Here is a 23873-nt window from a genome sequence, read left to right on the forward strand (position 1 = left end):
TAACAAAAAAAGAGAACACCGGAATGCTCTCTTTTCCAGATTTAATTCAAAACAACACTATTTGACAAAGAGCCTTTATTTTTACATTTTTTATGCGTGGGCTGCGATCAATTGTTTCAATTGGTCTTTTGTATGAACACCGACGACTTTTTCTACAACTTCGCCGTCTTTTTTCAATAACAAGGTTGGAATACTCATGATTCCAAAAGATGCGGGTGTTTCTGGATTTTCATCTACATCCATTTTTACGATTCGGAATTCATCTTCATCGTATTCTTCCGCTAATTGTTCTAAGATTGGTGCTTGCATGCGACAAGGACCACACCATGTTGCCCAAAAATCGATCAACACTAACCCCTTATCTGTTTCTTCAGAAAAAGTTTTATCTGTAATTGCTTTTGCCATTTTTTCTGGCCTCCTCTTTATTATCTGAATCAATTATAGCATTGACCTTTTTTTCTTCCTAATTTCTTGCTTACAAATAGTAAGACTACTTAAAGGTCACAATAGTTGCTCCGTTCCCGCCTTGATTTGCTGGAGCAAATTCAAATTTCTTCACGCTGGAATGGTTTTTCAAATATTCGGTGATTCCTTGACGCAAGGCACCGGTTCCCTTTCCGTGAACGATCGTCACCTGTGGATATCCTGCCAAAATGGCAGCATCCAAATATTGATCGACTTCGTTTAGCGCTTCTTCATACCGCTTGCCCCGCAAATCTAATTGATTGGGAACTGGGGCACTGCTTGCTGAACGAACGGAATTTACGATGCGTTGAACGGGTTCTTTTGCCGGTGCAACAGACTGAAGATCGGTTTCCGGCAACGTCATTTTTAAAATTCCCAATTGTACTTGCCATTGCTCGCCTTTTTTTTGCAACAGGATGCCCCGCTGTCCGTAAGAGGTGACGAGTACTTCATCTCCAGCTTTTAATTTCTTAGCTTGTTTGGCTTTTTGCAGTACTTTATTTTTCTTCAACTGCTCTTCTTGATGGAGATTACCTAATTTTGTCCGTACATCGATCAGCTCATGTTCTTTTACTTTTGTCTGACCGCCAGCCAGCTGCATTTTTCGCAGATCAGAGATAATTTTCTCGGCTTCTTCTTTGGCTTGTTCCACGATTTCATTGGCTTTCTCCCGTGCTTTTTTCATTTCAGTTTCTCTTTCATCGAAGAAAAAGCTGTAAGCCTCTTTTAAATCTCCGTGGAGTTTTTGCGCTTCCTCCACATAGTGACGAACTTCTAAATACTCTGTTTCCGTCATTTTGCGGCGATTTTCCAAATCTGCAATCATTTCATTCAAGTCTTGGCTTTCGCCGTCCATGATTTGTCGGGCTTCATCAATGATATTTTGAGGCAGACCCAACCGCTTCGAAATCTCAAAGGCATTGCTTCGTCCCGGAACACCAATCAGCAAACGATAGGTAGGACTCAATGTATCCACATCAAATTCCATGCTGGCATTGATGGTATTCGCCCGATTATATCCATAAACTTTCAGTTCCGGATAATGGGTAGTCGCCATCACATAGGCAGATTTTGCACCTAATTCATCTAAAATTGAAATCGCCAGCGCTGCACCTTCTTGTGGGTCGGTTCCTGCACCAAGCTCATCAAAAAGTACTAGGCTGTGGGCATCAACTTTTTCCAAAACGTTAACAATCGTGGTCATATGGGAAGAAAAAGTCGACAGACTTTGTTCGATGGACTGTTCATCCCCGATATCTGCAAAAATTTCTGTAAAAATTCCCATCTGGCTTTCTTCATCCGCTGGGATGGGCAAACCAGCCTGTCCCATTAATTGCAGCAAGCCCAAGGTCTTCAGGGTGATTGTTTTCCCACCGGTATTTGGTCCGGTAATCACGACTGCCTGGTACTCCTTACCAATCGTGATATCATTTGCCACAACCTTTTCACTGTCAATCAGTGGATGGCGGGCGTGCTTGAAAACCACGTGATTTTCCGGACTGATTTGCGGAACAACTCCTTGGACTTCTTTGGCAAAACGGGCTTTGGCATTCATAAAATCTAATTTTCCCAACACATAGGCATTGTGCAAAATATCCTTGCGGTGAGGAACCAATGCTGCGGAAAGTTCTGCTAAAATCCGTTCGATTTCTGACCGTTCAGCGATTTGATGCTGCCGCAGTCGGTTATTTGCCTCCACGATTTGTTTTGGCTCAATAAAAAGCGTTTGTCCGGAAGAACTTTGGTCGTGGACCACACCTCCAAAAACACTTCGGTATTCTTGTTTTACAGGAATAACATACCGATCATTTCGCATGGTCACAATCGTGTCGCTTAAATAGCGGGCATTTTTCCCACGAATGATTCCATCCAATTGTTCTCGGATCGTTTGTTCGCTGCGACGGATGTTTTGGCGAATACTCCGCAGTTCAGGAGAAGCATCGTCTGTCACATAGCCGTCTTCATCAATCGCTTCCTTTAATCGACGATTCAAGTCAGGAATCGTAATCAGTTGTTCTGCCCATTCATACAAACGCAAAAAATCAATCTCGCTGTCTTCTAGATCATTGATAAATCGCTTGATTTCACTAGTTGTCGACAGTACTCGGGAAACCTGTGCCAATTCGATACCGTTCAAATCGGCACCGATTTCGATTCGCTTCATTTGCGGGCGGATATTTTCAATTTTGGGAATCGGAATTCCCCCACGCAACCGTTGAACCTTTATTCCATCTTCTGTTTCCTGCAGCCAAGAGGTGATTACCGACTCTTCGCTGACTGGCTGAAGTTGTGCCAACTCTTCTTTTCCTTGAGAAGTTGCCAAATATTGTGCCACGAGTTGTTTGACTTTATCAAACTCCATAACACTAAGAATTCGATGATTCATTTTTTCACCTACTTTTCATTCATTCAAAAAAGGCCAGATTAAATAGCTAGTAGCTCAATCTGGTCCTTTCTACATTTACGCTAAAATATTTGTTACCCAAAGCTTTTCAAAAAACCAAGATAAAAATGGTGAATGTTCTACCATTGTACGGGCTGTTACACTCTTTCGAAAGACATTTTGGATGGTTGCTAATGGAACCATCGACAACACATACAAAATCAAGAAGATAACCGTGTAAGCTAGCAACACGTTCAAAACACCACTTAACAACCAGTCATTTGCCGGCAATAACCGTCTAAATCGTAAGTTGTTAAAGAAAATTCCAATAAACTTTGTGATCAGCCAACAGATAAAAAAGACCACTAAAAAGGCAATCGCTGCATAATACGCCTTATCTAAATCCAGTGCAGTCGTCTGATCGAAGAAAACCATTTTAGAATCTTCGGTAACTGATGGGTAAGGAATGTATAGCTCCAGCTTCTCCGCCAGATCTTTGTAAAAGACATTTGCGAGAATCATGGAGAAAACAAAACCAATCGTATACACAATCTGTAACGGTGCACCACGGCGACCGCCAACATAAAATGAAATAATTAAGATAAGAAGGAGGATCAATCCAAACATTCTTGATTCCTTTCTGCTATTCCTGCGTAGCTTTTTCTTGAATATCCCGCTTGCGCTGTTCATTCAAAATTTGTTGCGCTTCAACATGATTTTTGATTTCTACATCTTGCCGACCAGTACGATCCAGAACATCTCGAGCTTCTGCTTCAATCGCTTCAATTCGTTTGATTCGATTTTCCAATTCGGTGGATTTAATCGCCTGCTTATGTAATTCTTGGCTTTTTTTCTGAAGTTTCAAGAGTTCTTCTTGTTTTTTTAGCTGATCGGAGATCGCATTGACCGCCAATAAAATAGCCGCTTGCTCCGTATCAATTTGGGGAGACATGGCTCTGATTTCATTCAATTGTTCGTTGACCAACTTCGTAACAGTATCCATATGACGATTGCTTTCACGTCCGATGATGGTATATGTTTGGTTGGCAATCACCGCTTTGTAACGCTTTTTTTCTGTTGCCACGGGAATCAATTCCTTCCTAGTTTTACCAGCATTCCTAAATATAACACGCAGACAGCCGTTTCACTTTTCGCAAACTCTTATTTATTATAAGCGAAAAACAAGAGAATTTCTACGGCTAGTCCAAATTATCCCTCACGTTTTTTTCAATCTATGGTAAAATTTACATCAGAGAAAAAAGACAGGATGAAGAAAATGAGCCACGTAGTATTAAAAGTTTCCAAAATAAAGATCACTGAAATGAAACATGCCTATCAAAACGATCTGCTGTCAAAGCAAGTCCCTTATACGGATTTCATTGCCAAAAAAAACGGTACGACCATTACTGCCTACACTTCCGGCAAAGTCATGTTCCAAGGTCCACAAGCCGAGCAAGAAGCCGCTCGCTGGGGAAGCGTTTCAGAAAAAAAGACTCCTACAACAACTGTTCTACCAAAAGATTTTGCGCAAAAAAGCATCATCGGCAGCGACGAAGTGGGCAATGGAAGTTATTTTGGTCCGTTGGTCGTCTGTGCTGTTTATGCTGAACAACCCGTTTTACCAGCTTTACAAAAACTAGGAGTCAAAGATTCAAAAATGCTGACGGATGTTCAAATTCGAAATCTGGCACCTAAAATCAAGGAGCTAGTTCCCTATCAACAACTGATTGTTGATCCCAAGAAATACAATGCGATTCAACCCACCTACAATGCTGTTCGTATGAAGGTTGCATTGCATAATCAGGCAATTTATTTACTGCAACAAAAAATCGCCCCTAAACAGCCAGAAGCGATCTTGATCGATCAATTTACAAATGAAAAAAATTATCGAAACTATTTACGAGCAGAAAAAAATCAAGTGACCGAGAAACTTTTTTTCATTACCAAAGGCGAGCAATACCATTTGGCTGTGGCTGCTGCCTCGATTCTTTGTCGAGCAGCCTTTTTGGACGCTCTGGAACAGGCTTCAACTGAAGTTGGTATTCCTTTGCCTTCAGGTGCTGGTGCAAAATCCGATGCCGTTGCCGCAAAAATATTAACAAAAGGCGGACTGGCGCTTTTGACCAATTATGCCAAACTACATTTTGCCAATACGCAAAAAGCTTTGAAATTAGCTGGAATGGAATAAAAAATTTGGTCAAAACCAACTAATCATAAAATTGATCGAGTACTCTTCATTCAACGCTCAACGATAAACCTCTGGCAATATAAATTGGTGATTTTCTTCAAAAAGTAAACCAATCTGTAACAATAAATCTTCCCGACCTTTCGACGCCATAAACTGAATCCCCATCGGCAAACCTTCTGCTGTAACGAATGTTGGCAAGCTGATGGCGGGATGTCCGGTGAGATTGGCAAGCTGAGTGTAGGGAGTGACCACTAAACTTTTTTCAAACATTTCATGGATCAAGCGATCCAATTGCTCCTTTGAAAATTCTGCGGAATGATGCAGTCGTTCACGGATGTCATCGCTTTGCAAATCCGCCAAAATTTCTGGGGCTGGGTGCGCAGTAGTAGGCGTCAGAAATAAATCATAGGAAGCGAAAAGCTGCTCCATTTTGTAGGCAGATTGATCCCATAAATGCAATCCATTAATGAATTCAGCAGCTTGAATATACTTTCCATATTGATAAATTCCCCAAGTCATTAATTCCATGTCTTCTTTTTCAACAGGACGCCCAATTCCTTCTGAAATTTCAGCAAACATCGCCGCCGTTTCACCGCCGTACATCAGATAATAACTGTCGATCAGTGCTCTGCCATCCAGCGGGTACTTGATTTCAGTTACTTCATGTCCTGCCTCGGTTAAAAAAGCCACTGCCTGTTTTACCGCCTCTTGCCCACTTGATGCCACGTCACTACCAACTGGGGATTCTGTTGTAAAGGCAATCCGTAATTTTGAATTAGACGCTGCTTTGTGGTGGTGCCATTCTTCTCGCACCGCTTGATAAGGAGCAACTTTTTCGACCCCTTCTCGCAGTCCGTAAAAAAGACGTTCCGTATCTCTCATTGAAATAGTTACCGCAAAATTAATAGCTGCTCCTTGCCACCCCCGCCAATTATTTGGTCCAGTAGGTATGGCTCCGCGTGTCGGTTTTAAGCCAATCAAGCCACAAAATGCGGCTGGGATTCGAATTGAACCGCCGCCATCACTGGCTCCAGCCATCGGAAAAATTCCTGCTGCAACCGCCGCTGCCGCACCGCCACTTGATCCACCCGGCGAATGTGTTAACTTCCAAGGATTTCTTGTCGGTCCATAAAGCTCGGGATCAGTGATATTTTTAAATCCAAATTCCGGTGCATTTGTTTGACCAAGAGGAATCAATCCGCATTTTTCCAACTGACGAACAAAATTATCCGTTCGTTTTCCCCGACGCTGACGCAACACACGCGAACTGGAATTCGCCAACCAGCCCTGCTTTTCCTGTCCTAGCATCTTCAATGGAATTGGCAGTCCGGAAAACAATGAATCCGTCGTTTGTCTTGAATGAAATTCCCTGATTGCCTGTCCTTCATCAAACGTAATAAACGCATTCAACGCTTTTTGTTTTTCTACCTTTTGTGCAATGTCCTTCACCAATTCTTCAAAACTGACCTTCTTTTTTGCTAACTGCTCTGACCAATAGATACCATCTTTCATCTTGATCCCTCCTTAGCACTTTTCTTATTCATAGCATAGCTCAAATTTTTCTACAACCCATCTGCTTGATGGGAAGCGAATAACACACGTCATTTTTGAATTATTCCCCATTTTATGGCAAAATACTAACGAAACTCATGGGAGGAATAGAAATGAAAAAAATTGCCATTATTGGCGGAGGCATTATCGGTTTGACCCTCGCTAATTATTTGGATACGAATAAATTCTCAATCACCCTTTTTGACGAGCCCACTGGTCAGGCAACAGGCGCAAGTGCCGGTATCATTTCCCCTTGGCTGTCAAAACGGAGAAATAAAAAATGGTATCGTCTGGCTCAAGACGGCGCAGCTTTTTTTCCAAAATTGATTGCAGATATGCAGTTGGATGAAAAGATCTATCAACAAACCGGCACCCTTCTTTTGCGAGATACTGCGGAGTTGGAAACTGTTGCGCAACTTGCTGAAGAAAGAAAAGCTGGGGCACCTGAAATCGGCGATATCCAATTATTAACGGCAGCAGAAACTCAAGCATCCTTACCACTCTTAAACAAAATTCCCTCACTAAAAATTTCTGGTGGTGGAAAATTGGATGGCAAGGCTTATCTGCAACACTTGACTCGGCGAGCAAAAGCAAAAAATATCACGATTATTTCGGCGACAGCCAATCTTCGTCAGACAGAAACCGGCTGGCAAGTTCTCACGGATCAGCCAGTGGATTTTGATTTAGTTGCTTTAACTCCCGGACCACGATTAAAACAACTACTGGCACCACTAGGATTTCAAGTTGATCTTCAACCACAAAAAGGCCAGTTAGTCGTTTTTGAAACAAATTTCAAGGAAAGCGGCAACTGGCCAGTGGCAATGTTAGATGGGGAAGCAGATTTGATTCCATTTATGGATGGTACTATTTTATTGGGGGCTACCCATGAAAATGACGCTGGTTGGGATTTGCAACCCACCAATGAAGCTTATTTACAACTGACAGAAAATAGTCGGCACTTCTTGCATGCACCAGATGAATTATTTTCCCACTTTAAAAAAATACAAGTAGGTACCCGTGCTTACACGGCAGATTTTGCACCATTTTTCGGACCACTGGAAACAGCCCCTTCTCTTGCGGTTGCCAGTGGATTAGGCTCCTCCGGCCTAACAACCGGACCTTATATCGGTTATCTTTTAGCAGAATATTTCAACACTGGTCAGCTTCAAACCACCCCTTACGAAAAATCCTTGGATACCTATATCCAGTAGTGAATGACATTAGTAAAGATTATTTGCTGGAAAGAATCATCTCTTCGGTACAATAAGTGTTCCTTAACTGAAGTGATCCCAAAAGTTAGATTTTTGATCTAGCTTTTGGAATCACTACAAAATCAGGGAACATTTTCTATTTGTAACCCAGAGTTGTTACGTTTCTCATTTATTGATAAAATAAAAAATACAAACGCTTTCTAAATAAGTACTCAACGCTACGTTGTATCCTATTTTATTCTATTCAACAAAAAAGACAGCTGTCTTTTATAGTAATTCGTCAAAGCGAGGGATATAGTGATGTTAGAAATCGGTGAGCAATTAAAAAAGTTAAGGGTACAAAAACAGTTAACACAAAAGGAGGTAGCTGACTACTTAAATATTACACCTCAAACCATCTCTAAGTGGGAATTAAATCGAAGCTATCCAGATTTAGATCATTTAGTAAAGCTGAGCCGTTTTTTTAATGTAGATATCAATTTAATTTTGGGTATAAAAAAAGAAAGTTTTATAAAGGGATGGCTCACAAAAGAGAAAACAAGAAAAAGGGAGTCAAAAATTATGAAAAGTGATAAAGTAGACACTATTCACGGTAATGAAAAAATCGTCATTATTAATAAAAAACATGACCTTGATGAATTTACTGCCTATCCTAAATTGCGTTCACTTGCGTCTCGTTGGACTTCAACCAATACTCAGAATAATTACCTACGTTTTAATTCCGAACTGACTGACGTAGAGCTTTGTACAAAGATTTCCCAAATAGTCCATGTTCCTATCGAAGATGTTCGCATTTATGAAGCCCCATTTTTATGGATTTGATGAGATATCAGCCCGCAACACCGTTTCTTCTCTCATGAAATTTTGACATTCCACTGATCGCCACAACATTAAACGACAAATAAGCTGAAATCCATTAACCGGATTTCAGCTTGTTTGGTACCTATTTTTTATTCGGTTCCTCAATCAGGTACCCATCTTCCATACGATACACCCGATCACTCCATTGAATCATGCGAGCATCATGGGTGACCATAACCGTAGCTTTTTCGTTTTCATGGGCTTCCTTGACCAACAGCTTGACCACCTCATAAGCATGATCTGTATCCAAACTGGCAGTGGGTTCATCTGCCAAAATCAAACTGGGCTCGTTGAACAGTGCTCGGCCAATCGCCACTCGTTGTCTTTCCCCACCGGATAAATCCCGAGGAAATTTCTCTTTTAAATCATAAATATCTAACGAACGCAAAATACTTTCCACACGTTGGTCTTCTTTTTTTCTCTTCTCCACTTTATCGACTAAATAAAATTGCTCCTTTACCTTTAAAAAAGGAATCAAATTGGAACTTTGCAGAATAAAACCGATTTCTTTGAAACGTAGGTTAGAACGCTGTTTGTCCGGTAATTTAGAAAAGTTCGTATCATTAATAAAAATTTCTCCCGAAGTCGGATTTTGCAGTCCGCCGGCAATCGTTAGAAAGGTGCTCTTCCCTGAACCGGATGGCCCAATGATACTGACAAACTCCCTTTGCTTCACAGTAAAATCAATGCCCTTTAGCGCTGTGATTTCCGTATGACCTTTTCCAAATGTTTTGACAATATTTTTCATTACCAGAATATCTTTCATCACTTTTTACCCTCCGATTGCCGTAATAGGATCAACTTTTGCAACTGTTCGAATAGAAAACAGCCCGCCGATAATTGCTACTAACAACAAAATACCGCTGTATAATAACCACTGACCGCCCATGACCGCAAAAGGCATGGCATCAGGCAGGACAAAGCTTGTTCCATAAGCGAGGACAAAGGCAATCGCCACACCCAGCACGCCCACGATAAAGGATTGACTGATGATGGATTTCGTAATGAATTTATTGCTGATTCCCTGTGCTTTCATCACACCAAAAATAGCCGTCTTTTGCAAAGTGATTACATACATAAAAATCCCCACTACCGCAGCAACAACGAAAAATAAAAAGTAAATCATTGCACCAAGAGTCAGATTTTGTGCGGAATACCCCGGTAAGTTTTCAATGAAGTCAGTGGTTGTCAGTTTTTCCAGTTTTGTTTCACTGTCAGCATTGATTTTACCATTTTTCGATTGCAGCACGATGCCATTGATTGGCTTAGCATCCTCAGATAAAAATTGCTGTTTACTGAATTTCAACTTAGTCCAGGTATCTAATGACGTATAGGCAACCGGTGTGACTGCGTAATAAGTCTCGGGAAAAATACCTGTGATGGTTAATTTCTCCGATGAACTGCCGATTTCAACCACATCTCCAACTTTAAATCCTTTATCGGCTAAATTCTTTGAGATAATAATTTCATTTTCTTGATTGAAACCTTTTCCTTTAGTAATTTCTGGGAGCAAAAAAGCATCTTCCGATGTCCCGAACACGGAAATATTGATTTTTTCTTTTCCCTTGGTAATGGCTCCGCTATATAAACCGATAGGTGCTTTTTTTGTTCCTTCAACTGCCGCTAAATCACTTCTTGTCAATTGTGAGGCAGCAAAGGTTTTATTTGCATCCTCAGATAGAACAATTTCTTGAGCATCCCAATCAATAATTACCTTTTTCACTTCTTCTGCCAATCCACTAGCCAAGCCGGATAACATAAAAACTACATAGGCAATTAAAAACATGATACCGATTACTAAGCCATAACGCAGCTTTGCATAGCGCATTTCTTTGATTGCTAAAAACATAACCTTCTCCTCCAACATATAAACTATTTCTCAGGTGACACTTTGTCACTCGATTTATTCTAAACTAAAATTCTCTCTTTGTCACAAAAAGAAGCTTGAAAAATTTTTATTTTCCTGCAACCTTTTGCTGCTTTCTATGCTCTAAATTTTTAAAACCTCCAGCGAGAAAAGTTTTCTCGCTGGAGGTTTTAAAATTACCACTCTGAAATACTTCCTTTGGTTGGAGAAAAAGCATCCGTAATTGCATCTGCATAATACATGCGACGCAAGGTACTTGATAACACCATTTTTATGACGGATTGCAATTGTTCTGCTTTATTAAGAGAATCCCCCTTCTTTTGTTTATCCCTTACCCTGTATAACCCAAACAAACCTCATGATAAGGAAACCAGTTCTCTGTTAAAACCACCTTGTCTTTATTCACTTCGTCTAAATGATGCATAAGAAACTGATCCAATTTATTTTGCTTGAAATATTTTTTTAAGTGTATCTTGGGTTGCACTCTTTTCTGATGCTGATCCACTTCTAAGAATCCAGCGATTTCATCATCTGATAAAATCAGGTAAAAACTTCTATCTAACAGCACATCTTCTTTTGAGAATATTGGGGCTTCACTTTGGTAAATTGATAAATTATATTGATTATCTTCCTTTACAAATGATTCACAAAAGATTATTTGACTAGTTTTCTTTATAATCGACAGTTCATTTTTTTCTATCTTTTTCAATAGAATACTTTTCATGTTCCTCACTCCTATTTTTTTATCAGTTAACTGGTGTGTCATATCTTACAATCTTTTTGTTGCAAACGCAACATTTATTTGTTTTTTCTTTTACAATTCAGCTAGTAAGTGGTACTATATACCAGTAGTAAGTAACACTTATTAGTGGGAAAATAAAGAGTCGAGGTGCGTTCTCTGGAAAATCTAACGGAAATGTTGAAAGGTGTGTTAGAAGGCTGTGTGCTGGAAATCATCAGTCAAGAGGAAACTTACGGCTATGGTATCACGCGTCAGCTCAATGATCTAGGGTTCACCGATGTCGTAGAAGGCACTGTCTATACGATTTTAGTGCGCTTGGAAAAAAATAAATTTGTTGCTGTCGAAAAAAGACCATCTGGAATTGGACCACCAAGAAAGTTTTATACCCTTACGGACACGGGGCAGGAAAAATTAACCACGTTCTGGGAAAAATGGAATTTTTTAAGCACACGAATTACTACTCTCAAGGAGATGAAAAAATATGGCAAATAAAATTATCAAAAACAGTTTAGACGTCATGGAAAAAGGACTGGAATCCCTAAAAAATATAAAGAAGGACAAAAAAGAATACCGAGAATTTTTAGCCCGAGTTAAAACTCTGCCTGAAGAATATCACTTTGTTTACGAAAAAATCTCTCACTACATGTGGGGAAATTTTGGCGGCGGTGATGGCTATGATTTAATGGCGATTCAAACAGATTTATTGGAATTATTTGAAGCAAGTGTGGCAGAAGGAAAGAAAGTGTTGGAAGTTACTGGTGAAGATGTAGCAGAATTTAGTGATGAACTGCTGCGAAATGCCAGAACATTGACGGAAAATCAACGGGAAAAACTCAACCGCAGCGTACAAAAAAAAATCAATAAAAAATAAATTGAAGTAAAAAAGTGAGACACATGTCTTGCTTTTTTTTATCCTTTTAATTCCTTTAGTTTCCTAATTATCAATATTTTTTTCATTTTATTTCATTTTCACTAAATATATGTTACTATTTAGGAAACAAAAGGAAAGTAGTGAGAACTATGAAGGACATTTTAGGAAAAAACAAGAAATTTCTGATTATCACCTTTATGCTGGTTGGACTTACGACGGTGACAAATTTGGTCATGCCGCTTGTATTACAGGGAACGCAGGCAGAAAACGTCGGTCACTTCTCAAAAATTGTGGGAACGATTTTTGCTGGATTAAGCGTTTCTTTTCTTTTACAACTGTTTCTTTTAATCTACCGTCAAAATTACGCAGCTCATATGAATACCTGCTTTCTTTCTGAATTGATCAAAAAAATGTATCAAATGAAAGTAGCAGAATATGTTCGTCTGGAACCAACTTATCTTCTTAATCGTTGCTTCACGGCAGTCGATGCTCTTTATCTTTTTGTCACTTCTTCATTAAGCGATTTAGCTGGCAGTATTCTAATGTTAGGTGCGGTTTTGGTCTTTGCCTATTTTATCCATTGGTTGATTTTTATTCTTTTACTATTTTTGATTCCGTTAAATTATTTTGGGTATCGTTTGATTAATAGGAAATTACAGGAAAAGATGCTGAAGATGCAGTTGCAATCCGCTACGGTGAATAAAGATTTGGTGGTCACCTTGAACAATGTTGATTACGTGAAACAATTTGCCGATTTCTCTTCGTTAGAAAAAATTTTTCATCAAGACCTATTAGCAAGTTATCAAACGCTTGCGGATACAAATAAATTTGCGCAAGGTAGCAGCGCAACACTACAATTTATCAATCAGCTTTGCCAAAATGGTCTTTATTTATTTGTTACCTATGATATTTTTAATGAGCAGTTGCCTTTTTCCAGTATTCTGTTACTTGGCATCCTGCTCCCGCTCTTTTTTTCCGCCCTTAGCCAATTATCAAAAATAAATATCGATAAGAAAACCTTAGACACCAGTCAACTGTTTATCACAGAACAATTACAAGAAAACTGCGAGCATGAAGGTGCAACCGCAATTACTGGTATTCAAGAACTCCGATTTGAAACACCTCGTTTTTCTCGGAAAGAAATTTTTTCCTATCCATTATCAGAAAAACTGGTACCTGGAGACGTCGTTTATTTAAAAGGAATTTCTGGAAGTGGAAAATCCTCCCTGTTAAAACTGCTGCTAGGATTTTATGAAGCGGAAGGAATCACAATCAATGGCATTCCCATCAATGACATTAAAAAAAGTTCTCTGCGGCAACACATTTGCTACGTTTCACAGCAGGTCACGATTCTTTCACGAAGCTTAGAAGAAAATATCGGCTGGGGGCGAAAATTAACGCTGGAAGAAAAGCAACGAATCGAAGAGTCGGAGATATTGGCACCTATTTTAAAAACCAAGAACTGGCAGACGATTCTTAGAGAAAACGGAGAAAATCTTTCTGGCGGGGAAAGACAGCGCATTGCCCTTGCTCGACTTTTACTTTTACACGCAGATGTCTATATTCTTGATGAGGCAACCAGTAGTATCGACCAAGAATCAACTCAAAAAATTTTGGAAATGCTTTTTAAAAAGACAAATCAGGCAATTTTCATTTATACTAGTCATGATGAATTAAATCAACGGTTTGCAACAAAAATTATTCAATTATAACGGAGGAAGTCCATGAATGAAGAATACATTTATACCGTAGAAGATATTGCAAAAAAATTAGAAGTCACCCCTCGAACAATCCGTAATTATTTAAAATCAGAGATGCTTAGAGGAAAAAAAATAGGCGGAAAATGGCGATTTTCTGAAAAAGAATTGCTGGCCTTCAACTCTGTTGATACCGATGATCCCCATGCACTTTTTTTCAATCAAAAACCCATTGAAACACAAGCTATGTTAGTGATTGCCTATGTTTTCGACACCACCGAACAGCTAGCTAAAACAAAAAGTCTTCTTCTGGCAGAATTTGATGCCGTCTATTCGGGAAATCAGCGCAGTTTTTATTTTCAAAAAAAAGACGATCATCACGCAGAATTCACATTGATTGGCCCTTTTCCCTATATTTTGCGTTTTGGCGGATGGATCGAAAAACAACTGAATTAATTGTCTGTCTGCGAGCCCTTTTGAAAAATTCCGTTTTTCAGCCATTGGGTTCGAAAAGCGTATTCCTGAAGCAAACGTTCCTTTGGCCATCGGTAGACAAAATAATCACTTAATAAATCAATCACGATTTCCATTGTAAATCGTAAAAAAGACATGGCTTCCTCCCGGGAGGAAAATTGAAAGGCGTTTTTAATCAAAATTTGCTGCCATTGCTGATTGAGTCCTCGCATTTGTGCCGCAATTTCAGGATTGTATGTGCGGGGCAGTTTTTCTCCCAAAACCAGAAGTTTCATCCCACGATAAGTATCCGAGTGCTTCTCCAATTGTAAAAAATTTAGTAAAAAGCGTTGGATTCCTTCGAAAAATAAATCTTCTTCACCATGAATATCAGCCACGATTTTTTCATGAAGAATTAAGGCGGTATCATCTAATAAGTAATGATATAGGTCATCTAAATCAGTAAAATATTTATAAAAAGTTCCCCGAGAAACCTTTAATGCTTGGATGATATCGGCAACCTTAACCTGATTTAAACTTTTGTCTTCAAATTCCCGTAAACAAACGGATAAAATCTGCTGTCTTCTTTCTTCTGAAAAATTCAAAAAAGTAAGATTTGGCATTCTTTTGCTCCTTTGCTCTCTTAGTTACTTGTACTATAGCATGGAGGTGACAGCTTGTCATTTGAGAACCTGAAAAAAACCTCTCTTTGAAAAGCTCAGGCTTTCAAAGAGAGGTTTGATTTTTCTTAAGCTGCAAGAGGCTCGATTTTTACAAATTGTCCCTCTTCCGATTCCAGAATTTTTACGATTTCATGGTAACAAATCATTTCGCTCTTTTCTTCGATTTCCAACAAAAGAACCTCGTATCCTGTCATCGGCATCCCTACCACCAGATTCTTAGTTTTCAGGTGAAGTTGCATGATTTCCAGCATTTGTAGCGACAATTTTTTTAACTCCTGTGGTTTCTTATTCTGTCGCCATTGTTCTTTTTGAAATAGTTGCAGACCGCCAAATAATATGGCATTTTTGACCGTTGCTTCTTGAATGACTTTCTTCATGTAGGTTTCCTCCATCAGACAAGCTGCTGGATCGTGACAGGTTTTTCTGCATGAACAGTCGCTGTTAATTTTGGTGTGTAATTTTTTGAAATTTCGTTTAACCGATTCGCCTCTTTTTGTGAGCAATCCACATAAAAGATAATCCCATCGTAGTGTTCCTCAAAACGTTGCAGGAAGGCTTCCGCTTGTGACAACCATTGTTTTTTAGCCAAATTATCATAAAAAATAACTTGTTTATTGCGTAATTGTGTCTGCGGCAATTGATTGCCAAAGCCCACAACTGCAATTTTATCTCCTGTATGGTGCCGCTTGATATGTTCCCAAACCTGTGTGATTTTTCGTTCGTTTCCTTCAATAATAAACATGCTAAATCTCCTCTTTCTAAAATGATCAATTTGATTTAGTAGGCAGCAATAGCCTGACTAAAAAGGATTCTCCATGCATGGCTATCACCCCCTTTGATTAAAAAATAACAAACGGTATCAACTACATTGTAACAGGTTAAAAAATTAAAGCAAATGCTGCTACAAAAAAAGAATTTTCTTTTTTCTTGTCCATTTTTCCTCAGATACTGCTAAAATAGAGGTATCACAAACAAATGAGGCCACAAAATGAATTTTCAAACAATCCAATCAATCTATCCCGAAAGTACCTTGAATCTACTACCAAGTGAAGACCAAGGCATTGTTAGTTTTCCTGTTAGCGAAGGATTCGCCTGGATTAAACGGACTGAGCTCGGTTTAAAGGAAGAACAGCTGTTGCAGGCACTGTTGCCACAAAAAAAAGCTACCAGTCCGGCAATTCAGCACCAATGGTATCGTATTCTTTTCAAGGACGAACCAGCTGCCAAAGAAACGACTCTCCGAGTAATTCAATTACAGCTAAAACCTAATACCGGTTTTTTGAAAAAAGAATGGCAAAACGAAATCAGAGACATGTTCCCAGCTTTACTGGACTGCTTCTTTTTAGACGACACTCATGTCTTTATCGTGGAAGAAAAAAAAGATACCAACTATACTGCCGAAGAAATTTTCGGACTATTTCAAGCTTTAGACAGCGATTTTGATGTCTACTCGCAAATTTTTGTTGGTGCTTTTCACAAAAATATTCTTGCCATTTATGAAAATTTCCAAGAAGAACGCAAGATTTTCCAAAAACAATTAACGATTGCTGGTACTCAAAAAGAATTTCCCTTCACCCAATCAGCAATCGCCTATCTTGTAGAAGACACCATCAAAGAAAACTTTTTTATGCGCTCTTTTTATGAAGAATGGTTCGTTGATGACATGTCGACAATTTTGCAAAGCCTTTGGCATAATCAAGGAAATGTCAGCTCTACCTCAAAAGAATTATTTTTGCACCGCAATACGCTTCTTTACCGCTTGGATAAATTCCAAGAGGAAACCAAGTTGGATGTGAAAAATATGGACGATCTGATGTTTTGTCATCTATTGATCTCCTGCTTTGGGACGAAACGATTGTAATAAACACCACCGATATTCCTTTGAAAAAGAGAACTGCCATCCAGTAATCTCTGCAATAATATGAAATCGCTTATACATTTTAATCGGATGAGGAAGGGAATCCTATGACAGAAAAAGAAAAATCTTATGCTGGTTTATTGTATCAACCCAGTGACCCTGAACTTGTTTCAGACCGCGATACCACAGTAAAAAAACTTTATGACTACAACCATCTCCATCCTCTTGACCGTGATGCCCGAAAAACAGCCATTCATGAACTATTGGGCAGTGTTGGAAAGAATTGTGTGATTGAACAGCCGCTTTTTTGCACGTACGGCTATAACACTACGGTTGGTGACAATTTTTTCTTAAATGTGAATTGCAAATTGATGGATAGTGGAAAAATTACGATTGGAAACAATGTCTTTATCGCACCGAATGTTTCTATCGTAACTGAAGAACATTCAATGAATGTTGAGGAAAGAATCGCCGGCCTAGAATACGCCCATCCGGTCAATATTGGTGACAATGTCTGGATTTGCACCGGCGCAGTTATCTTACCTGGCGTAACAATTGGCGCAAACAGTGTGATTGGTGCAGGCAGTATTGTTACAAAAGATATTCCAGCAAATAGTTTAGCTGTTGGCAATCCCTGCAAAGTCATTCGTGAATGAATAAATGACAAATAAACCCTGTTAAAAAAGATTCTGCAAAACATAACAAGCCACTAAAGCTAGATTTTTCACTCTAGCTATTAGTGGCTTGGTTTCATTCTTTTTGCTTTTATCTGTGATTCCTTAACTTATCGTTGCAATTCATGGCAGATTTTTTTAGTTGCCGGATAAATTTCACGATAAATTTCATACAGGTCTTTGTAGCGTGCTACATTTTCTGCAATTGGTTGAACAGCCGGCTGATAGCCAATAAACTGCTTGCCGCAATCGGAAAGAGAGTCATACCAACCAAGACCCACAGCAGCCAACATCGCCGCTCCAAGTCCTGGTCCTTGTTCGGCAGTTAGGCACAGAATTTCCGCATTAAAGATGTCTGCTTGCATTTGTAACCAGTCAGGATTTTTAGCACCTCCACCAACTGAAACGATTCTCTTAAAGGACTTACCGGCAACTTCTTCCATAAGAACTTGAGAATCCTTTAAAGAAAAAGTAATTCCTTCCAATACTGCTCGGGCAAAATGGTTCAATGTGTGATTTGTGTCTATTCCGATAAAACTTCCTCGAATTTTACCATCCACATGAGGCGTCCGTTCCCCTACGATATACGGAGTGAATAGTAATCCTTCCGCACCGGGAGCTATTTCCTGAAGACCGGCTAATAATTCATCAAAAGATTGCTCGGGGGCAAAGGTTTCTTTGAACCAAGTCAAACTATGACCGGCTGCCAATGTTACGCCCATTGAATAAAGCTGATCTTTTAACGCATGATTGAATAAATGAAGCTTTCCCTGATAATTTGGTTGCGCAGATTCTTCCAAAGAAAGAAAAACTCCTGAAGTCCCAATACTTGCCATAGCAGTTTTCGCATCAAAAATGCCCGCTCCTAACGCACCGCAGGCATTGTCAGCACCACCGGCAAACACTTGAACTTCCTGAGAAAACCCAAATTTTTCTTTTATCTCTTGGCGAAGGATACCTGTCTTGCCGGTTGACTCGATCAATTCCGGCAAATAATTATCAGGAATAGCAAACTTTTCTAATATCGGTGTCGCCCACGTTTTTTTTGCCTCATCCAGCAATAACGTGCCCGCTGCATCAGAGTAATCCATATGTTTGGTACCTGTCAGATAAAAACCTAAATAATCTTTAGGTAACAGAATGTGACGTACTTGCTGCCAAACTTCCGGCTCATTTTGCTGCAGCCACAAAATTTTCGGCAGTGTAAAACCTTCTAAGGCGATATTTTTCGTGAGTGCCAACATTTCCTCCCCAAAAGAAGCCATGATTTCTTGACACTGTTTCGTTGTTCGCACATCATTCCACAAAATCGCTGGACGCAGCACTTCATCTTGTTCATCCAAAACTACCAAGCTGTGCATCTGTCCCGAAAAACTAATCCCCGCCAATTCTTCAGTAAAATCGACGACCGTTTCTTTCAACTCGAATAAAACTTTTTCACAGGCTTCGATCCATTCTTGCGGGTTTTGTTCGCTATACCCGGCCTTAGGGTGTAATAAAGGGTAATCCCCCACTGCAGAAGCAATGACTTCTCCTTTTTCGTTGACCACCAATCCCTTCAACGAGCTCGTGCCCAAATCGATTCCAACTACGTAAGACATGCTCCACCTCCTTTATTCTTTAATTCCACCAGCAGTTACTCCACCTACAATATATTTAGACAAAAATAGATAAATCAATAGGAGCGGGATAATACTTAGTGAAATTCCTAAATACATACTACCAAATTCAGTTCGATAGACATCCGTTTTCAACAATTGAATCAACATTGGTAAGGTATATTTTTTTGCATCATTAATTAGTATCAATGGCATTAAGAAGTTATTCCAAGATGTGACAAATGAGAAGATAGCCATTGTTGCTAGGCCCGGTTTCATCAAAGGTAAGATAATATTATGAAATATCTTTATTTCTCCTGCACCATCTAAGCGTGCCGAATCAGCCAAATCCGGATGATAAATTGTTTCTAAGTATTGTTTCAAAAAGAATACTGATGTTGGTGCAGCGATAGATGGTAAAATTAGAGGAATAAAACTATTCAATAATCCTAATTTACTCATAAATTGATAAAAACCAATCATACTGATTTGTTGCGGAATCATCAGCAATCCCAGAATAATTGCAAATGCCGCTCTACGTCCTTTAAAATTATAAGCAATTACACCATAAGCTGCTAAAGCAGAAAAATAAACATTAAGTACAGTCGAACCAGCTGAGATGAAAAAACTATTTCTAAATCCTCCAAAAACATCAAATCCCTTATTCATCAGCACTTCCCAGTTGTATCTTAGATTACCACTTGGAATAAGAGAAAGTCCCTGTTGAATTTGCTCCGCTGATCGTGTTGAATTGACTAGGACCACCCAAAAAGGGAGAATACTCAACAAAGTAAGTAAAATAAGAAAAACGTATATCAAGATTCGTTTCATTTTATAAGCGTTACTCATTATTTACCCCTCACTTTGCTGTTTTCCTTGAAGAAACGGAATAGTAATGTACTTAAGACGATAGATAGTACTAATAAAATTACTGAAGCTGTGGCAGCTACATTAAAGTTTCTACTACCAGTGAAAGCCTGTTTGTAAATAAACATGGTAATCGTTGTTACGCTATTACCTGGATTACCATTTGTTAATAAAAATGGTATATCAAACATTTGCAAACCACCAATTAAAGATGTTACCAATGTATAAAGAAGAATTGGCTTCAATAATGGTAAAGTTATTTGACGAAATATTTGATTGTCATTGGCTCCATCAACCATTGCTGACTCAAAAAGTGAATTATCAATGCTTAGGATTCCTGAAACCAAAACAATTGTAGTCTGTCCATACCACATCCAAAACTGAATGAACGAAACAATTAGCCGAGTTCCCATAACACTTCGGAAAAAGTCAAATGGTTCCTCAAGGACACCTAAATTTGTTAATACTAAGTTCATTGGTCCCATCGGATAGCTAAACAGTGCATAAAACAGAACTGCTACAGAGGCTGCAGTAATAATATTTGGTAAATAAAAAACTACTTTGAAAAAGCTAGTATTTTTAAGTCTCAATTTAATATTGGTAAACCATGCTGCCAATAGTAATGCCAACCCAATTTGAGGAATAAAGTTGACTCCCCATAAGATGAAGGTATTTTTAATAGATTTGATAAACATAGCATTTCCAAAAATATTCGTATAGTTTTCTACACCGATAAAATTTGCAACTGGATTCCATCCTTTTAAGTCCGTGAAGCTTAAAAAAATTGTATAGATAATTGGATAAAGTTGAAAAACTAGAAACGCGATAAAAAAAGGCGCTAAAAACAAATAACCGTATCGATTATATCTTTCAAATTTCCCTTTAGTTTTTTTCACATCTGACCCTCCCTTTTAAAAGAAAAGGGTTGACCGATGCCAACCCTTTTTTCATTTTGTTAGTCAACTTGAACATCAGGATATGCATTTTGAACAGAATCTTTAAAGCTTTGAATTGCTTCTTTTTGATCCATTTCTCCCTTAGAGAATGGTGTTAAGCAATTGTCAATGAAAAGACGTTCAATTGTTTGATCATATTCTGTTAGAATCTTTGCATTAATATCTTTTACCATTGAAGAAAATTCATTATAGTGATTTTGTCCGCCTAAAAATTCCTCACTATAATTTCCTTTTATTTCTTCCACAACTTTTTCATTTGAAACAAAGTCACCTGTATCTTCTGCCCATTTTTTTAAGAACTCTGAATCCGTTGTGATATAACCAATCAAATCTGCAGCTTCTTCCTTCATTGTTGAAGTTTCTGTTGCACCAACCCAAGTACCTCCCCAGAACCATGAAGAAGGGCCTTGGATCATTCGCCAGTCACCTTCTGTCGTCTTAGACTTATCTGCTGAAGTTGCGTTAGGTTTCAACCAATAGTGAAGCCCCCATGTTGGCAAACTGTAACCAAATGTAGCATCTCCATTCATTCCAGCAAACCAAGCTTCAGATTGTCCTTCTGTATCTTGAGTTAATTTTTCACTTACGAATTTTTTAGAAATATCTAATAATTCATATAGCTTATCGTCAATCACAAGTTTTTCATCTTCAACCCAACCGTGTTCACGTTGACCGAAGAAGGGTTTAGCCAGATCTTGAACACTAGATATCATATAAACTTCACCGTTACTTTTTTCTTTGATCTGCTTTGCAACATCATAGAATTTGTCATAATCAGACATTGCCTCTTGTGCCGCAGCTACATCCTGAATATCTAATAAACTTTTAGCTAACGAATCACGATAATAAAATCCTCCAGGCGCTGCTTGCCACGCTAATGCATGCAGAACTCCATCTTTATCGGTTCCTACATCCTTAACAAACTGGTAAGTGTCTTTCGCTGCCTCATCTAATCCGAGTTCGCCAATGTCTGCCATTAAACCAGATTCAACATATTTTTTAACGAATGCAGATTCAAGTGCAATCACATCAGGTGCATCTTTTGTTCCTAACACAGGATCTAATTTTGTTTCAAATTGATCAGATGGTATTTCAACTACCTTCACTTCATATCCCAAATCCTTATGGGCTGGTTTATAATAATCATTAATCATTTTGGATAATTCATCAGTAAATGTCCAAACAACTAATTCTTTTTTTCCACCACTATCACTTTCATCTGCTGCACTATTTTTCCCACTTGAACCACATCCCGACAGTAACAACATACTTGCTGCAATAACTCCAAAGCCAACGCCCATTCTTTTCCAGCTTTTCATGAAAAAATCCCCCTTTTATTTTTCTTTATATTCAAAGAAATCAAAATCAGCAACTGCCCTAAATCCGGATGTATCGATTGCGAACATTCCAATGAAAGCTCCTGTAAAGAAACCTTCTTGTGTTTCTACTACATAATCATCGGATAATTTGAGACTATCAAATAGATAATCAATCACTACCCATTCCTTTTCATCAAATGAGTATGCATATTGATAGGTGTTGAAATTCACGATAGTTTTAAAAAAGACAGCGTTAACATTTTCGGGAATCACAATTTCCTTCTTATAAAGAGGCATCGTAATTCGTCCGTTATCACTATCCATAATGTCAATAATTCTTCCGTATTCTTCGTGATGGGTAATATGGATAGATGACCAATTTTTAGTATTATAATAATTAGTCATTCCAGCAAGTTGCAAAAAAGATGTCGGAGAAAACTCAACTTTTGTAACGGCTTCAAAAGAAAAATGTTGCCACCGTCGCGCCACCAATGACTTATAAAATAGGGAATTAAACGATTCTCTACCATATAATCGTAAAAATCCGCTTCTTTCTGTCAAACTACCTATTTCTTCACTAAAAGGTATCCGTAATGTTTGAAAATCTAACGGTAATTTTTCCTCATTAAAATCTATCCTACTTGCTTCTTCAGGCCACTTCACCTCCGAAATGTTTGGTGACTCAACTTCGTCTTGCGGAAAATTCCCTCCTACAATATAAGGCCACTCATCTTTCCAGAACATTTTTTGAATTGCAGTTTCACGACCCAGTGGGCAATATCCTCTGTTTTCAAGAAGAGGAGTTTCCGGGCGTTTCAAAGGTCGCCCTGTTAAATGAACAAAATACCATTCATCTGTATGGGTATGAACAATTGATCCATGACCAGCTTTCTGCAAATTAAGATGTGGATATCCCCAAGAAGAAATCAGTGGATTTTCTGGATGAACTTCAAACGGACCAACAATAGATTTAGATCGAGCAATTGTTGAAGCATGTTCGTATTTCGTTCCTCCTTCCGCAGTTAAAAGATAATAATAGTTATCAATCTTATAGAGGTGCGGAGCCTCTGTTAATTTACGGTCGGTTCCTTTAAAAATAACCTTCGCTTCACCAACCAGTTTCTTTTGCTCATGATCATATTCCTGTAATACGATTCCATAAAAACTATGATGGTATACTCGGTAATCCCAAACCATATTAACAAAATACTTTTTACCATCTTCATCATGGAACAATGATGGATCAAACCCAGAACCATTCATATAGATTGGTTCTGACCAGTCCCCATCGATTGTTTCACAAGTAATCAAATAGTTAGAAACATCTTTCCAATTATTTCCTTGGACTTCTTTAACATCTGAATAAATTAGCCAGAATTTTCCATCATGATAACTTAAATCTGGCGCCCAGACTCCTCCAGAATCAGGGTTACCAAGCATATTTAACTGGCTTACTCGATTAACTGGAGTACTTACTAGCTTCCAATTTTTTAAATCCTTTGAGTGATAAATCATTACACCAGGAAACCACTCAAAGGTTGAAGTTGCAATATAATAATCCTCCTCTACTCTGCAGATACTTGGGTCTGGATTGAAGCCAGTTAATATTGGATTTGTAATCATTTACAA

At 38.6% G+C, this 23873-nt stretch carries 25 protein-coding genes; 9 read left to right on the forward strand and 16 right to left on the reverse strand.

Annotated elements, in window-relative coordinates:
• Positions 1 to 90: 90 nt before the first annotated feature.
• The 4 genes from trxA to zapA all read right to left on the reverse strand — a co-directional run bounded on the left by trxA (position 91) and on the right by zapA (position 3932).
• Entirely contained in the window at positions 91 to 405 is a 315-nt protein-coding gene (gene trxA / locus FFM66_RS09035) for a thioredoxin (RefSeq protein ID WP_048604740.1), read from the reverse strand.
• 85 nt (positions 406 to 490) lie between these two features.
• Positions 491 to 2851: an endonuclease MutS2 gene (locus FFM66_RS09040; RefSeq protein ID WP_048604739.1), complete on the reverse strand. Its 2361-nt coding sequence runs from the start codon at positions 2849 to 2851 to the stop codon at positions 491 to 493.
• Positions 2852 to 2926: 75 nt separating this feature from the next.
• Complete coding sequence (locus tag FFM66_RS09045; RefSeq protein ID WP_048604738.1) at positions 2927 to 3475, reverse strand: CvpA family protein; 549 nt, start codon at positions 3473 to 3475, stop codon at positions 2927 to 2929.
• Positions 3476 to 3491: 16 nt separating this feature from the next.
• Positions 3492 to 3932 (reverse strand): cell division protein ZapA, encoded by a 441-nt coding sequence (zapA, locus tag FFM66_RS09050; protein ID WP_048604737.1) that lies wholly within the window; start codon positions 3930 to 3932, stop codon positions 3492 to 3494.
• Positions 3933 to 4124: 192 nt separating this feature from the next.
• Between zapA and rnhC the strand changes: the two genes are divergently transcribed.
• Complete coding sequence (rnhC, locus tag FFM66_RS09055) at positions 4125 to 5036, forward strand: ribonuclease HIII (RefSeq protein ID WP_137605697.1); 912 nt, start codon at positions 4125 to 4127, stop codon at positions 5034 to 5036.
• 57 nt (positions 5037 to 5093) lie between these two features.
• Here the strand turns inward: rnhC and FFM66_RS09060 are convergent, their stop codons facing one another.
• Complete coding sequence (locus FFM66_RS09060) at positions 5094 to 6548, reverse strand: amidase (protein WP_137605698.1); 1455 nt, start codon at positions 6546 to 6548, stop codon at positions 5094 to 5096.
• Positions 6549 to 6700: 152 nt separating this feature from the next.
• Here FFM66_RS09060 and FFM66_RS09065 point away from each other — a divergent pair, with 152 nt between their 5' ends.
• Together FFM66_RS09065 and FFM66_RS09070 are read left to right on the forward strand one after the other, a co-directional pair.
• On the forward strand, positions 6701 to 7798 hold the full coding sequence (locus tag FFM66_RS09065) for an NAD(P)/FAD-dependent oxidoreductase (protein ID WP_137605699.1): 1098 nt from the start codon (positions 6701 to 6703) through the stop codon (positions 7796 to 7798).
• Positions 7799 to 8098: 300 nt separating this feature from the next.
• Positions 8099 to 8620 carry a helix-turn-helix domain-containing protein gene (locus FFM66_RS09070; RefSeq protein ID WP_137605700.1) on the forward strand — a complete coding sequence of 174 codons (522 nt, stop codon included), beginning with the start codon at positions 8099 to 8101 and terminating at the stop codon, positions 8618 to 8620.
• Positions 8621 to 8741: 121 nt separating this feature from the next.
• On the opposite strand, the gene FFM66_RS09075 is transcribed toward FFM66_RS09070, so the two are convergent.
• From FFM66_RS09075 to FFM66_RS09085, 3 genes are all read right to left on the reverse strand, one after another.
• Positions 8742 to 9425 (reverse strand): ABC transporter ATP-binding protein, encoded by a 684-nt coding sequence (locus FFM66_RS09075; RefSeq protein ID WP_137605733.1) that lies wholly within the window; start codon positions 9423 to 9425, stop codon positions 8742 to 8744.
• A gap of 6 nt (positions 9426 to 9431) precedes the next feature.
• Positions 9432 to 10508 carry an ABC transporter permease gene (locus tag FFM66_RS09080; RefSeq protein WP_137605701.1) on the reverse strand — a complete coding sequence of 359 codons (1077 nt, stop codon included), beginning with the start codon at positions 10506 to 10508 and terminating at the stop codon, positions 9432 to 9434.
• Between the two features lie 349 nt (positions 10509 to 10857).
• Entirely contained in the window at positions 10858 to 11250 is a 393-nt protein-coding gene (locus FFM66_RS09085) for a hypothetical protein (protein ID WP_137605702.1), read from the reverse strand.
• Positions 11251 to 11424: 174 nt separating this feature from the next.
• Here FFM66_RS09085 and FFM66_RS09090 point away from each other — a divergent pair, with 174 nt between their 5' ends.
• The 4 genes from FFM66_RS09090 (at position 11425) to FFM66_RS09105 (ending at position 14292) form a co-directional block, all read left to right on the forward strand.
• On the forward strand, positions 11425 to 11760 hold the full coding sequence (locus FFM66_RS09090; RefSeq protein ID WP_048605325.1) for a PadR family transcriptional regulator: 336 nt from the start codon (positions 11425 to 11427) through the stop codon (positions 11758 to 11760).
• Entirely contained in the window at positions 11750 to 12139 is a 390-nt protein-coding gene (locus tag FFM66_RS09095) for a DUF1048 domain-containing protein (protein ID WP_197076055.1), read from the forward strand. Before FFM66_RS09090 ends, FFM66_RS09095 begins: the two co-directional genes overlap by 11 nt.
• Before the next feature lie 149 nt (positions 12140 to 12288).
• Positions 12289 to 13851, forward strand: coding sequence for an ATP-binding cassette domain-containing protein (locus FFM66_RS09100; RefSeq protein ID WP_137605704.1), 1563 nt, complete (start codon positions 12289 to 12291; stop codon positions 13849 to 13851).
• A 12-nt stretch (positions 13852 to 13863) separates the two neighbouring features.
• Complete coding sequence (locus FFM66_RS09105) at positions 13864 to 14292, forward strand: helix-turn-helix domain-containing protein (protein WP_048604729.1); 429 nt, start codon at positions 13864 to 13866, stop codon at positions 14290 to 14292.
• Here FFM66_RS09105 and FFM66_RS09110 read toward each other — a convergent pair.
• From FFM66_RS09110 to FFM66_RS09120, 3 genes are all read right to left on the reverse strand, one after another.
• The gene (locus FFM66_RS09110; RefSeq protein WP_137605705.1) at positions 14289 to 14912 is read right to left on the reverse strand and encodes a TetR/AcrR family transcriptional regulator; all 624 of its coding nucleotides are present in this window, start codon (positions 14910 to 14912) and stop codon (positions 14289 to 14291) included. The two genes, FFM66_RS09105 and FFM66_RS09110, sit on opposite strands and share 4 nt — an antisense overlap.
• A gap of 125 nt (positions 14913 to 15037) precedes the next feature.
• Complete coding sequence (locus FFM66_RS09115) at positions 15038 to 15349, reverse strand: hypothetical protein (RefSeq protein WP_137605706.1); 312 nt, start codon at positions 15347 to 15349, stop codon at positions 15038 to 15040.
• Between the two features lie 14 nt (positions 15350 to 15363).
• Positions 15364 to 15714 (reverse strand): hypothetical protein, encoded by a 351-nt coding sequence (locus FFM66_RS09120; RefSeq protein WP_137605707.1) that lies wholly within the window; start codon positions 15712 to 15714, stop codon positions 15364 to 15366.
• Positions 15715 to 15960: 246 nt separating this feature from the next.
• On the opposite strand from FFM66_RS09120, the gene FFM66_RS09125 reads away from it, so the two are divergent.
• Positions 15961 to 16833 carry a helix-turn-helix domain-containing protein gene (locus FFM66_RS09125; RefSeq protein ID WP_137605708.1) on the forward strand — a complete coding sequence of 291 codons (873 nt, stop codon included), beginning with the start codon at positions 15961 to 15963 and terminating at the stop codon, positions 16831 to 16833.
• Between the two features lie 104 nt (positions 16834 to 16937).
• A complete protein-coding gene (locus tag FFM66_RS09130; RefSeq protein ID WP_137605709.1) occupies positions 16938 to 17486 on the forward strand; it encodes a sugar O-acetyltransferase in 549 nt (182 codons plus the stop codon).
• 128 nt (positions 17487 to 17614) lie between these two features.
• On the opposite strand, the gene xylB is transcribed toward FFM66_RS09130, so the two are convergent.
• From xylB to FFM66_RS09155, 5 genes are read right to left on the reverse strand one after another with little or no spacing between them, the layout of a single operon-like run.
• A complete protein-coding gene (xylB, locus tag FFM66_RS09135; protein WP_137605710.1) occupies positions 17615 to 19105 on the reverse strand; it encodes a xylulokinase in 1491 nt (496 codons plus the stop codon).
• A gap of 12 nt (positions 19106 to 19117) precedes the next feature.
• The gene (locus FFM66_RS09140; RefSeq protein ID WP_137605711.1) at positions 19118 to 19951 is read right to left on the reverse strand and encodes a carbohydrate ABC transporter permease; all 834 of its coding nucleotides are present in this window, start codon (positions 19949 to 19951) and stop codon (positions 19118 to 19120) included.
• Positions 19951 to 20865 carry a carbohydrate ABC transporter permease gene (locus FFM66_RS09145; RefSeq protein WP_137605712.1) on the reverse strand — a complete coding sequence of 305 codons (915 nt, stop codon included), beginning with the start codon at positions 20863 to 20865 and terminating at the stop codon, positions 19951 to 19953. The genes FFM66_RS09140 and FFM66_RS09145 overlap by 1 nt, the downstream gene beginning before the upstream one ends.
• A 59-nt stretch (positions 20866 to 20924) precedes the next feature.
• The gene (locus tag FFM66_RS09150; RefSeq protein ID WP_137605713.1) at positions 20925 to 22244 is read right to left on the reverse strand and encodes an ABC transporter substrate-binding protein; all 1320 of its coding nucleotides are present in this window, start codon (positions 22242 to 22244) and stop codon (positions 20925 to 20927) included.
• 15 nt (positions 22245 to 22259) lie between these two features.
• Positions 22260 to 23867, reverse strand: coding sequence for a glycoside hydrolase family 43 protein (locus tag FFM66_RS09155; protein ID WP_137605714.1), 1608 nt, complete (start codon positions 23865 to 23867; stop codon positions 22260 to 22262).
• Between the last annotated feature and the right edge of the window lie 6 nt (positions 23868 to 23873).

It is taken from the genome of Enterococcus songbeiensis (assembly GCF_005405265.1).
GTDB classification, from domain to species: Bacteria; Bacillota; Bacilli; order Lactobacillales; family Enterococcaceae; genus Enterococcus_C; species Enterococcus_C songbeiensis.